At 33.8% G+C, this 14,298-nt stretch carries 9 protein-coding genes; all 9 read right to left on the reverse strand.

Annotated features, from left to right (window positions below; translation table 11 throughout):
• Positions 1–138: 138 nt before the first annotated feature.
• Entirely contained in the window at positions 139–1,455 is a 1,317-nt protein-coding gene (locus BN4220_RS01005; protein ID WP_066712300.1) for an ABC transporter substrate-binding protein, read from the reverse strand.
• A gap of 201 nt (positions 1,456–1,656) precedes the next feature.
• Positions 1,657–3,495, reverse strand: a complete 1,839-nt coding sequence (locus tag BN4220_RS01010) for a sensor histidine kinase (RefSeq protein ID WP_066712302.1) — start codon at positions 3,493–3,495, stop codon at positions 1,657–1,659.
• A gap of 47 nt (positions 3,496–3,542) precedes the next feature.
• Positions 3,543–3,899 (reverse strand): SHOCT domain-containing protein, encoded by a 357-nt coding sequence (locus BN4220_RS01015; protein WP_066712304.1) that lies wholly within the window; start codon positions 3,897–3,899, stop codon positions 3,543–3,545.
• 374 nt (positions 3,900–4,273) lie between these two features.
• Positions 4,274–5,689, reverse strand: coding sequence for a phosphoglucomutase/phosphomannomutase family protein (locus BN4220_RS01020; protein WP_066712306.1), 1,416 nt, complete (start codon positions 5,687–5,689; stop codon positions 4,274–4,276).
• Positions 5,690–5,799: 110 nt separating this feature from the next.
• Positions 5,800–8,190, reverse strand: a complete 2,391-nt coding sequence (locus BN4220_RS01025) for a GH36-type glycosyl hydrolase domain-containing protein (protein ID WP_066712309.1) — start codon at positions 8,188–8,190, stop codon at positions 5,800–5,802.
• Positions 8,191–8,533: 343 nt separating this feature from the next.
• A complete protein-coding gene (locus tag BN4220_RS01030) occupies positions 8,534–11,146 on the reverse strand; it encodes a cation-translocating P-type ATPase (RefSeq protein WP_066712313.1) in 2,613 nt (870 codons plus the stop codon).
• A gap of 293 nt (positions 11,147–11,439) precedes the next feature.
• On the reverse strand, positions 11,440–12,831 hold the full coding sequence (locus tag BN4220_RS01035; RefSeq protein ID WP_066712315.1) for a sensor histidine kinase: 1,392 nt from the start codon (positions 12,829–12,831) through the stop codon (positions 11,440–11,442).
• 4 nt (positions 12,832–12,835) lie between these two features.
• Positions 12,836–13,537, reverse strand: coding sequence for a response regulator transcription factor (locus BN4220_RS01040; RefSeq protein ID WP_066712318.1), 702 nt, complete (start codon positions 13,535–13,537; stop codon positions 12,836–12,838).
• A gap of 156 nt (positions 13,538–13,693) precedes the next feature.
• Positions 13,694–14,251: a DUF2318 domain-containing protein gene (locus tag BN4220_RS01045; protein ID WP_082811938.1), complete on the reverse strand. Its 558-nt coding sequence runs from the start codon at positions 14,249–14,251 to the stop codon at positions 13,694–13,696.
• Between the last annotated feature and the right edge of the window lie 47 nt (positions 14,252–14,298).

Here is a 14,298-nt window from a genome sequence, read left to right on the forward strand (position 1 = left end):
GACTGTTTTATCTAGCTACTTGTTTTCATGAAGAGAAAAAAGAGCTGCTTTGTGACTAACGCTGCCATAACATCTCCTCTTTTTATAATTTTATCCTTTATTTACTCTTGCTGTCTTAAAATGCATATCAACCTATCTCTATTTTCCATTGATCTTTAAAACCTCATTGATTAAATCTTCCGCTGTTCTATCCCCAGCTACTACTTCAACAATACCAGCAGTTAATGTATTATAGGCTTCTTGTGATATTCTAGCATCAGATGCCGGTGAAATACTCTTAGCAGAGTTAATAAATTGATACCCTGATCGTGCTAATGGTGTCATGCCATCGATTGGTTCAACTTCTGCCGCAGGTTGACCATAACCATTCCAATATTTACGGATTGAATCTTTATTCGTATGAGCCATAACAAACTTAACTGCAGCATCTCGTTTATCTTGGTCTTCCCATGCCTTTTTGGTAATATAAAAACCAACAGAAACACCACCAATAATATCTCCTGTTTGACCTTTTCCACCTTCCATTGCTGGAAACGCCATAACAAGCGTGTTTTCTTGGTCAGTGATTCCACTTGCAAACCATGATCCAGTTAAAATCATTGCAGCCTTTTTCTCATTGAATAAAGTTTCTGCATATGCATTATCTATTGTATCTGTATCTGCCGGAAAAGCTCCCAAATCTTTTAATGTCTTAATCATTTCGATTCCCTGAATCCAATCATCAGGTGCAGATTCTGGAACGGTGGTATAGCCTGTTACTCCAGCAGACATAAGTAGTAAGTACTCAATCCAATAGTGTGGCACTTCATTTAAAGAAACCGCAAAAGGAATGATTCTATTCTCTTTAAAAGTCTCAATAGCAGTTAATAAGCTATCCCAATCATTTGGCAACGAAAGATTATATTTATCAAATAAATCTTTGTTGCAAAATATACCTTCCCAATATTTCGTTGTTGGCACCGCTCTTTGGACCCCGTCAGGATTCGCCGCAGAAGCTAAAGTGTCAGCAAGTATATCTTTTGCATAATCTGGATATTTTGATTTAATCTCTGCAATTGTTACAAACTTATCTGTTGCAAGTACATCACTTGCATTTGCATCTGTAAAGAATTGAATCACATCTGGTTCATTACCAACTGAAAAATCAGCTGCAATCTTTGTCTTCCAATCTTGATTAGAAGCTTGGGAATCATCCTCTATTGTTATGTAATCAAATTCCTCCATAAATGCTTGATTAATTGCTTGATAGGTTGGTGCATTTGCATCCGTTTCACCATACATAGAAACAGTTGTTAATGTTACAGAATTCTTAGCCTCCTCGTTGGTCCCATTTGTGTCCCCTGATGTCATTTCATCCCCATTGCCATTACTGGTAGGTTTACTACATGCTGTCATTACTAACATAGATAAAGCAAGAACTAATAACAAAGCAACTAACATTCTAATTTTCTTCATAACTTCCTCCTTAATTATGATTCCATTAGCTATATTGCCCCCAAGAATAAAACCTTCCATTTGTATATTCAACAGGTATAATATCATTATACTAGCATTATACACAGTTTTCATTTGTTATTTTTGACTTTATTTGTTGTTTCTTGCTGATTTTTGGTTGTTTTTACAGCATATTTACCAAAAGTATACCATCTTTTGCTTTTACTTCATCAAATCTTTGTAGACTTTATCTTTTTTATCCTCGGTTTTCCGTTCAAAAGGTATCACAATGGTTGATACCGTCTTCCCTTCTTCTAAAGGACGAATTGTTAATCCATATTCTTCTCCATAAATTAATTGTATTCGCTCATTTACATTTCGTATGCCTAAAGAAACATGTTTTCCTGGCTCATCGGTATCCACTTTGTATGCTCCACTTAGAATTTCTTCAACACGTTTAATATCGGCCTCCGTCATATCTTTTCCTGTATTAATAATACGAATCACGATATTCTCATTTTCTTTATTTACTTTCAGCCATATATTGCCCTTTAGGATTGTTTCAACGCCATGTGCCACTGCATTCTCGAGTATTGGCTGCAGTATTAATTGGGGTACTTGTACCTGTAACAAGGTCTCATCTATTTCTTTTTCCACCGTAAGCCTTTGTCCAAATCTCATTGAAATTATATAAAAATACGCGTCGGCACATCGGAGTTCTTCCGCTAAAGAAATCAGTCTTCTACTATTCCGATCCATACTATAATCAAGTAGCGTTCCAAGAGCTTCAATCATTTTTGAAACTGTTATATCACCTGACATCCTAGCCTGCCAATTCATCATCTCTAGCGTATTATTTAAAAAGTGTGGGTTAATTTGTGATTGTAATGCAATGATTTTAGCATCTTTTCTAGCTAGCTCTTCGTTATATCCATAATCAAACAAGTTTTTAAGTTCTAAAGACATCTTGTTTAAGGATATTTTTAGTTCCTCAAATTCCAAATTAGGCATATTTTTTACTTCTAACTGCGCCCCAATATTCCCTTTTCGTACATCTTTTGCAAATCTGATTATTTTAATCATAGGCATTGTAATGTTCGCACGCAAAAACAAATATAAACAAATCAATATTGGTATGATAACAATCCAGGTATAAAGCATTAAATTATTGAGTTTTTCAAGTTCTATGTACATTTCCTTTTGATCAAGTATGGAAAAGCTCCCTATATGGTAATCACTATTTTTCATTTCATACAATATTGCTGCATACTTACCTTCCTTTAAAATTGTAGCTTTATTATTTGAGCTGTTACTATAAGTATTCTTCAGCTTTTCAAATAACTCCCTCATCTCCTCATCCATTGAATAATTTTCTACCATAGCAATGGAATCCGCTTGATTTATAAAAAATGCAATATTGGCATAATCATTAATACTCGCCTCTTCAAACAAAAGGCTCTTATTTAACTCCACCGTCAAGGTACCATATTTTTTATAACCTGTTGTAGTATATAAATTACGTATAATATAAATTCTACCATTAATAACTTTTACTCTAGCATCTGAAGTATTTTCTTCGCTTATTTTAAGTGCCACTTCATGTACTTCTTTTTTATAAAGAGAATTACGATCTCGTTCTCTACTTTTAAAATGAAGTTTATCTTTATCATCTGTAAAATAAAAACACGACATTGAAAAGCGTCTATCGTTAAAGAATTTATTCGTTAAAATACTAATTACTGTATTATATAATTTCGTATCATTAATTTTTTCATTATTATAACTTTTCCAAGCTTCTTCTAATTCCTTATCATAGGATATCTTTTTTGAAATCTGCACTGCCTCGTTGATCTTGATCGAAACAGAAGATGTAAAGTTTTTCAAACTGTCCGTTAAAATAGCTTCTGTTTTTACAATTATACTTCTTCTATAGGAAACTGTTATAAACAAAAAGATGATCGTAATTGGTACAATCCATCCTACAACCATCATAAAAATTAATCTACTACGAAGTGAACTCTTCCCTCCATACTTAAAGATACCTTTTTTCTTTTTTCCCACACATTCATCCCCATTCAGTGTTTTGCTACACCATACACATAAGATTATTAAATCTCCTCCAATATTTCCTTTCTCTTCTCCTTATACTCCTCCGATGTTATTATCCCTTTATTGTATAAATCTTGTAATTCATTCAATCTCTCTTCCAGAGTTTTAACACCTTTCATATTCCTTTGTTTGTAATCTTCATCAATCATTATTTCATGGGTTGCAATGCCCTTATCAGAAAATGCATTAATACCATTGGTCACTGTAATAATTACAGCAAATAATGTCCATATAATACCAAACAGTCCAAACGTAGGTATCACCATGACTATTCCAATAAAACAAAATAGGATTCCGCCTAAAAAACCAGCCATTGATTGGCCTTTACTTGCTTTTACCCTTACTCTTTTTCTCATCTTTTTCTCCTTATTGTTAACACGACAATCTATATCATTAAATAGGTTATAAAAATACCCTCATATGCTTATATGTATATAATAACTCAAAAGTTAAATATAGTAAATGTTTATACATAATAAACAAATATAGTTTTATAAATTAATAAAGATTTTAATGAAAAAGCTTCTTAAATGAATAACGGCCTACAAACAAATAAGGTGGTAATATGAAATTTTTCTGCTATAAAAAGTACTTATCCTTATTTCATATATGAGAAATAAATTGTTAGTAGATAATTTCAATGCGGAGAAAGGGATGTCGATCAAATTTTCGACATCCCTTGTTATGTATTTATACTACATCCAACCCTATAACTCTCTACATTTTCATTCTAATTCAATCCTAAAAACTCTTCAAAGACTTCACATAACTTCTTAGCATCTTCTGAATTTGACATCTCACAGAATATTCGAAGTAATGGTTCCGTGCCTGAAAAACGTGCTATAATCCAACCACCATTTTTTAAATACACCTTACAACCATCTAGGTAAGATATTCTATCCACTTCAAAATCAATCTCAGGTAAGTCTTTTTGAATCATTAATGTGTCAAAAATCTCATCTCGTTTTTCTTGGTTAAACTTATAATCACGTTCTTCCATATAGATTGCACCGCATTCTGTTTCTATATCTTTTACAATCTCTGATAATTTTTTACCAGTCACTGCAATCATTTCAACTAAAAGAGCTGCTGCATAAATTCCATCTTTCCCTTTGATATGTCCTCTTACATTTAGACCACCAGAAGATTCTCCACCAATAACTGCATCCGTTTCTTGCATCTTTGCAGATATATACTTAAATCCAACTGGAACCTCATAGCATTTCTCCCCAAACTTATCTGCTACTTTATCAAGCATATGGGTGGTAGCAATGTTACGAACTACTGGTCCATGCCATCCTTTGTATTTTACTAGGTAGTAATATAAAAGTACTAAAATATCATTTGGATGTAGAAACCTTCCAGTGTCATCAATCACGCCAATACGGTCCGCATCTCCATCTGTAGCAATTCCAATATCGCAATGTCTGTCAATGACATAGTTTTGTAAGCTTCTAAGCGTCTGTGCAGAAGGAGAAGGTAGTTTACCACCAAATAGAGTATCATGACGTTCATGAATTGTAGCCACTTGGCATCTTGCTGTCATTAATATTGTCTTTAATGATGTTTCACTTACACCATACATGGGATCCAACGCGATTTTTAAACCTCTTCTACGAATTGCATCCATGTCAACTGCCTCAATAATATTATCTAAATACTCATTCAATGGATAAATTTCTTCAATTAATCCAGAAGCAATCCCTTTGTCATACTCTAACTCCATCACTTCTTCATCATCTATATCTGCAATATACTCCTCTATATCCTTTGTTTGAAATTCATCCGCATCTCTACCACCATATGTAAACACTTTTATGCCATTATATATTGCTGGATTATGGCTAGCAGTAACCATCATACCATAAGGCAATTCATGTTTCATAACATAAAACATAATTAAAGGTGTTGGAGAAGAAGTGTTAATTAAAATAGATTTTATCCCTTCATATGCAAAAACTTGAGCTGTCCATTGCATTGCTTCTTTTGATAAGAATCTTCGATCATAGCCTAAGCAAATTCCTTTTTCTGCTACATCTTCATTCTTCATTTTTACTGCCAGTGCTTTGGCTAGTTTTTGTATGTTAGCTTTGGTAAATCCATCTCCTATAATGGCTCTCCAACCACCAGTACCAAATTTAATCATAATAACCTCCATGCTGCCACAGGCAGCTTTCTTTTGGGTTGAAATACTTATTCAACTCAAGCTCTTTCTAGCAAATTACGATTCAATTACTATTACTTTTTCCCCTTTATCTATCCCATCGTAACTGTAACTTTATTAATGCTACCTTCAGGCTGAAGCTTTACTTTATCTACAACTTCACCATTTAATGTAATTGCTTTTACACCCTTCATTACATGATCTGGATTTGTTATTTCAATTTCATAAACCACACCTCTCCATTCTCTCGTTACATGGAAAGATTCCCAGTCAGCTGGAATACAAGGATCAATTTCAAGATAATCAAATTGTGGTCTGATACCAAGCATATATCTTGTGGCAGAAAAGTAAGCCCAACCGCCAGTACCTGTCATAAATGGATGGCGTGCACGCCCATGTGCAGTATGCTCTTTTCCAACAATAAATTGACAATAGGAGTATGGCTCTGCTTCGCGAATTTCTATCATATCGTTCTGATAATATGGGCAAAGTGCATCATAAAACTTCATTGCACGGTCCCCACGACCAAGTTTACATTCTGCTGCCCAAGCCCATGGATTTGGATGACTAAAGATAGCTCCATTTTCCTTAAGTCCTGGGTATACTCTTGTTATAAATCCGATATCTTCATCCGGCACGGTATAAGAAGGCGCATTTAACATAATTCCGTAAGGCGTAAATAAATGTTTATCTACTGAATCCATTGCCTTAATACCCTTTTCATCCGATGCAGCACCAGATAAAACTGCCCAAGCATTGGATTCTAAATGAATTTTTCCTTCTTTATCTTGATTCGTACCAATCTTTTTACCATTCTTTGTGATTCCACGGATGAACCACTCTTCATCCCAAAGCTCTTGATCACATACTTGTTTTACCTTATCTCGCATTGCAGTATATTTAATAAGGTCTTCTTCTTCCCCTCTATACTCTAAAAGTTCTATGAAATTACAAATTGCCCAGTAGTGTAGGAAAGTTACCATAGCACTTTCGCCGCCACCTAGATTTAAGCAATCGTTCCAATCTGCACGAAGACCTTTACAAATACCAGTAGCGCCAACCATTTCATCCGAGAAATCTAAAATTCTAGTGATATGTTCATATACTGTTCCTTTGCCACCATCTGCATAAGTAAGGACTTGATCTAAAAAGTCGAATTCACCTGTTTCTTTTACATATTCAACTATTGTACTTACTAACCAAAGTGCATCATCAGAGCATGCATCTTCAAGACCATGAACATAATCTTTGCTATTTGGTGTAGGCACAACGGTTGGTGACTTAAATGGTTTTGTATCCTCATCATCTAAAAACCATTCTGGTTGGAATAAATGAAGTCCATATCCTTTAGAAACTAGCCCTTTTAAAAGCTCAACGATACGTTGCTTTGATTTTGTAGGATTGGAATGTGGAACAGCCATAGCATCCTGTGCGGTATCACGATATCCAAGACCAGTTCTTCCACCTACTTCTATAAAGGAAGCAAATCTTGAGAACATAACATTAATTTCTGCTTGATAAAGCGTCCAAGTATTAATTAAGGTATTCATTCCTTCATTTGGAGTTTGAATTTGTAATTTATTTAATTTCTTCTCCCAATATGCCTTTAAATCCTCATAAACCTTATCTACATTTTTAAAGGATTGATATTTTTCACGCATAATCTTACCTTGCGCCCGTCCACCTTCTCCTAATATGTACACAAGACGAACTTCTTCACCTGGGTCTAATGTAATTTTTTTCTGTAAGGACCCACAATGATTACTTCCTTTTTCAAAAGAACCACTAAGCACGCCTTTTTCTACTCCAATTGGATTATCTTCTGTACGATAAGCACCGATAAACTTATCTCGTAAACAATCGTAGCCATCTGGATTAAAATTCGCAGTAAAGTACTGATATCCAAACTCTTCATAAAATAAGTCATGCTCAATAATTCCATCTTCATAGGAAGAACCAGCGGCATAAAGGCTCATTTGAAAGTTTCGATTATCCATATCAATATGATGGAATGAAAATTCACAATAAGAATAAACGCTTAGTTCTCTTGTTTTTGTATCTTCATTCTTAATTTTTACATCCCATAACTCTAAATCATCTCCAATTGGTACCGATAAGGTTTGCTCTGCCTTAATATTACTATAATCACAAGAGTATTTTGTATAAGATAGGCCATGTCTACACTCATACTTTGCTTGATCAAGTGGCTTACCTACAGGTTGCCAAGAGATACTCCAGTAATCGCTTGATTGATCATCACGAATATATATGTAATGTCCAGGTCGGTCCATTGGGACTGCATTTGCGCGAAATCTTGTAACTCTGTGATACTCTGGAGTCTTATAAAACATATAGCCTCCTGCTGTATGATTTATTACAACGCAAGTATCTTCAACCCCTAAATAATTTGTCCAAGATGTTGGCAAATCAACTCTATCGATTACATATTCTCTGTTTTCATTGTCAAAATACCCGTATCTCATTCGCTAATACCTCCCATATTTGTTTGCACATAATAAAGCCATAAAATTATTCCGCTTACTCCCATTATATCTGTCAAAACTGACAAAGAATATTGCTAGTAATGTTAATATTTGTTTATTATTGTTCTCTATTTTCAAGTAAAGTTCCAAGCATTTATATATTGTGTATTGTATATTTTTGTAAATCATGATGTATTTTTATGATATGAGATAAAATACACTTCGCATTCGGTTATTAATTTAGAACCTAGTGAAATAAATCTGTGCATTAAAATAAGGAAAACCCTTTGGCTTTCCTCATTTTAAAAACATATTCTATATTAAGATATCGAATAAATTAAACTTACTTCTTACGATTCATAGTCTTTAATCCCTTAATTAATTGTATTACAGGTAAGTTAATAAAAGCTAATCCATACACGGTTAATAACTGAGTAATATTAAGCGTTTGAACCTTAAATACGCTTTGTAATGAAGGTATCAACATTACACCAGTCATTAAAACGATTCCAATTACAAAAGCTCCGATTAGAAATTTATTATTCCATAAATCTTTCTTAAATAATACTGGTCGATCTGATTTACAATTAAATCCGTGGAACAATCTTCCTAAGCATAAGGTTCCAAATGCCATTGTACTTGCTAACGTTGCATTTCCATCTTGATATCCAACAAAAAATGCAATCATCGTCATAATACCAATTACAAGACCATCTGTACCAACGCTAAATAGAAAACTCTTAGTTAAAATCGATTCATTCATTGGACGAGGCTTTTCATCCATAACATCCTTTGAATGAGGTTCAAGGCCTAAAGCAATAGCTGGTAAACTGTCTGTTAATAAGTTAATAAATAATAGATGCACTGGTGCAAACGGTACTGGTAGTGCAGCAATCGATGCATATAATACAGCTAAAATAGCACCGAAGTTACCAGATAATAAGAACTGAATAGACTTTTTAATATTCTTATATACATTTCTACCATTTTCAACTGCCTTTATAATAGTAGCAAAGTTATCATCGGTTAAAACCATAGATGCTGCATCTTTTGATACTTCCGTTCCTGTAATACCCATTGCAACACCAATGTTTGCTTGTTTTAAGGCTGGTGCATCATTCACACCATCACCTGTCATTGCAACAATATTACCTTTTTCCTGCCATGCTCTTACGATACGGATTTTATGCTCCGGTGAAACTCTGGCATAAACTGAAATATTCTCCACAAAGTCTCTTAACTCTTCATCCGACATATTCTCAATAACAGCACCTTCACATGCCTCGGATTCATCCTTTAAAATACCAATTCTTTTTGCAATTGCTGATGCTGTTATTTTATGGTCACCAGTTATCATAATCGGCTTAATTCCAGCACGAATACAGTCTGTAACAGCTGCTTTGGATTCTTCTCTTGGTGGGTCCATCATGGAGATTAGACCAAGAAATACAAAGTCATTTTCACTTTCTAAGCTTAACGGTTCCTTATCAGGCACTACTTTGTAGCAAAAAGCAAGTACACGAAGACCATCTTTTGAAAACTCCATATTCTGTCGTTCAATTTCTATTCTATCTTGCTCTGTAAAATCTACTACATTTCCGTTCTTTTCAACCTTAGTAATTCGTTCTAATAACGCATCCACAGCTCCCTTTGTTACAATAGTGTATTTGCCATCAAATTGATGCAGAGTTGACATTAACTTTCGATCACTATCAAATGGTAATTCATCAAATCTAGGATATTGGTCTCTTATTTTAGTAGCTGGCATGTTAAACTTATCACCTATGTTAATTAATGCCGTTTCTGTTGGATCACCAATTTCCTTACCATTTACGTTAACTGCATCATTACACAAAATACTATAGGTCATTAAATCTTTTACGGCTTTATCTGTTAAATCAATTTCAGATGCAATAATACGTTTTCCATACACATAATAATCTTCTACTGTCATCTTATTTTGTGTTAAAGTACCCGTTTTATCCGAACATATAATAGATACACTTCCAAGTCCTTCAACTGCTTGTAATTTACGGATAATCGCATGTTCTTTTGCCATTTTTTGTGTACCAAAGGAAAGAACAATCGTTACAATAGAGCTAAGTGCCTCTGGTATAGCTGCTACTGCTAACGCTACTGCAAATAAGAAGGCATTTCCAATGGATTCGCCACGAAATACATTAATACCAAATAGAATTCCGCAGAATACTAAGATAATGATAGAAAGCTTTTGGCCAAACTTATCTAAGTTCATCTGTAATGGAGTTTTCTTTTCTGAAGTAGATTTTAACAAACTTGCTATTTTACCAACTTCGGTATTCATACCAACGGATGTTACTAAAAAGGATCCTCTACCATAAGTTACAAAACTTCCAGAGAAAACCATGTTACTTTGATCACCTAAAGGTACTTCTCCTTGAATCGGTTTATGAGTCTTTTCTACTCCAAGGCTCTCTCCTGTAAGAGCGCTCTCATCGATTTTCATACTAGCATTTTCTAAAATACGTCCATCGGCTGGAACATAATCACCTGCTTCTAAGTAAACTTCATCTCCGACTGTTAATTCAGAAGATGGCAATTTGCATATGCTTCCATTACGAAGCACCTTCGCTTCCGGACCAGATAATGCTTTTAAGCTGTTAAGTGACTGCTCTGCTTTTATTGTCTGCACTGTTCCTAATATTGCATTGATTGTAATAACAATCAAAATAACAACGGCACTTTCCACATCTTTTAGGAATCCAGATACCGTAGCTGCAATAATTAAAATAATTACTAAGAAATCTTTAAATTGATCTAAAAATATTTGAAAGGTGCTTTTTTTCTTACCTTCAACCAACTCATTTGGCCCATATTTTTGCTGATGTTCCTTTACTTGCTTTTCAGTTAAAGGCTTCAAACCACCATTCAATTCTTTTCTTAGTTCCGTTCTAGTCATTTGATAATAGGGTTTCATCTCATTCTCCTTGCTTTTTTGATTATCTAGTTTCGAGATTCAATCATAGTATGCGCAAAAAAAGACCTTTATTGCACAAAAACTATGCAATAAAAGTCTGGCTATTTCATTATAATCCGAATAAAGTAAAAAACTCTTTATTGAAATGACGAATCATAAACGACGAAGCGCTAGCTACTCCCTTTTATTAAAGACAATATAACGGATGACATGCTTATTTGTCAACGACCAAATTACACCATCTCCCCTATTTTACGACAATTTTACACAATCCTTACATGGAATGAATATTATTACTTTTTTGGTAACGAAACATAAAAACGACTTCCTTTTCCAGGTTCACTCTCTACCCAAACATTACCTCCATGTGCCTCTACTATAGATTTTACAATTGCTAAACCTATTCCTGCACCACCTGTTTTACGATTTCTTGATTTGTCTGCTCTATAGAAACGTTCAAAAATAAAGTCTTGTTCTTCCTTTGAAACTCCTATTCCATCATCTTCAATGCAGAATTCACCATACGATTCTGTATCTATTACCGTAATCTTAATATGCCCATCTTCTTTCGTATACTTTATTGCATTGGATAATAGATTTAATATTACTTGACTAATTCTATCTCTATCTCCTATTACAATGCTGGAATCGCCCTCTATTTGTAAATTCAACTTTTTATTTTTTAATTCAAATTCAAAATAACTACTTACGGAACGTATTACTTGTAATAAATCTATTGATTCTTTTTGTAATTTTAAATTATCACTTTCAACTTTTGCTAATCGCTCTAAATCTTTTACTAATTTAGTAATACGGTTAATTTCCTCATAACAGCTTTGTAATCGTTCCTGAGTTGGTTCCCAAACTCCCTCAATCATAGCCTCTAAAAATGTCCCGATTGTTGTTAAAGGAGTCCGAAGTTCATGTGCAACATCAGCAGTTAATTGCTTTCTTAAACCTTCCTGGTCACTTAATGACGCTGCTAAATGATTAATGGAATAGATAAGTTCATTAAGCTCTTGGGTATTTGTCTCACCCACAAAACGTGTATTATAATTCCCCTTGGAAATTTCTCCTGCAATATTAATGATTTTTGTAATAGGATTACTTATATGTCTTGATAATATCCATCCTATAATCAGGGAACAAATAAGTGAAACTATGCCGGTACCAATTAAAATGGAATTTAGAGCACTTAAAAATTGGAAATCATTTTCGCTTAAAAAATAAGGCCCAAAATAACTAATTGCAACCTTTCCTACTACCTTATCCCCTTGAATAAGGTCATAATCTTGTGACACAAACTCTCCATGTATTTTTGGGTATTTTTCAAGCATTCTTTTTGAAATATCCGCCATAACCCTTGTACACAGTGTCATATCGTGTTGTTGTGCATCCCATACAACGTCATCTTCATTATCATAAACCGCTATAATATAACCATCGTAAAGTGCATTCATTCCTATCACATGGATAAAGTCCTTATTCCATACATTGATGGACTTATCGTATTGTTCACTAAGGCTTGTTGCAATTTCATTTGTTTTTTGCATTTGTTGGTCTAAAATATAAGCTTTAAACTTTTGATTAATAAATACATTGGCTAATAAACTAATGAGCGCTACGGTAAAAAAACTTAAGAGAGCAATTGTTAAAGTAAGATGTGTCCTTAAACTTCTTTTCATACAATTACTCACCTCCAAATTTATATCCCTTACCATATATCGTTAATACGTAAACTGGTTCTTTAGGATTATCTTCAATTTTTTGTCTAAGATTTTTAATATGGCTATCGATTGCGCGGTCAAAACCAAGGAATTCATCTCCTAATGCAAGTTCGATCAATTCATTTCTTGTAAATACTTTGCTTGGATATTTTATAAGTGCAGAGAGTATCTTTAACTCGCTTGGTGTTAAGGATACTGGCACTTGTTTCTTTTTAATGGTATTACTTTCAAAATCTACAATCAAATCTCCTTCATTGTAAGAATTTCTAATAAACAAAGGTATTAAGTCATCGCTTGATCTGCGAAGCACTGCCTCAACCCTTCCGTGTAATTCTTTTAAGCTAAATGGTTTTGTTATATAATCATCCGCTCCTATTTTCAAACCTTCAAGGATATTATTCTCTTCTACTTTTGCAGTAAGCATAATAATGGGTACACGTGATTTTTTACGTATTTTCGTACATATATCTTCACCTGAAATATCAGGTAACATAAGGTCTAATATGATTAATGATATATTTTCTGTGTCAAAAATCTGCAATGCCTCAGCACCTGTTTCAGCAGAAAACGTTATAAACCCTTTGCTCTGTAAAAAAGATGTGACAACCTCTAAGATTTTAACTTCATCATCTACTACTAAAATTTTCTTATCATTCTTACTCAAAATTAGACCTCCTAAATGTCTTAAGATCAATTAAAATCAAAACATGAAATGCTCATTAATGTTACAACCATTATAACACTTTGTAACCTTGCCCCTCAATCTTATATTTTGTCCTATTTAGCGTTCCTCTAACGCTTCCTATGAATTTCAATCTTATTAATAATTTGTCTTCCAATTAGCAAAAATCGCTTTTGACTCCATTAAAAATTCATTTGAAATAGTAATATTCGTTTCATCTACTGTTTTATCCTCAGAAAAGATAGGCACTGGATTACAACCACCTCTTGTAACTTCCACATCCCCCATACCAAATATATTTCCACAGTTTTGACAAATTAGATTATCTCCACTTTGTTTATAGAATCCTCTGCCTGAACTATAGCAAATTTGGCATGTATTAAATGCTGTACGTATCGTACCGTCTGGTGCTTTTACCGCTAGTACTTCTAATGTCGTACCGTCTACTTCTACTGGATAAAACGTAGCAGTGGTTGTAATGTCATTCACTGGAATGATTAAATCACCTTCCTCAGTAATTACAGCATTTCCTTGATTAGCCCCACTTGTGGCATCTTTACCCTTAGACTTATTAACACCTTCATTTACAACTGCTATTAATATAATTGCTAATAAAATACCTCCAACAGGTAACAATATACCTCTTAGATTACTCTGTGTTTTACTACTTTTGCTACTACTTTTTTTATTACTCATAAATCCTCCCATTCTGCCAATTATGGCAATACATTTTAATAACTGCT

Source organism: Clostridium sp. Marseille-P299 (assembly GCF_900078195.1).
Classification (GTDB): domain Bacteria; phylum Bacillota; class Clostridia; order Lachnospirales; family Lachnospiraceae; genus Lachnoclostridium.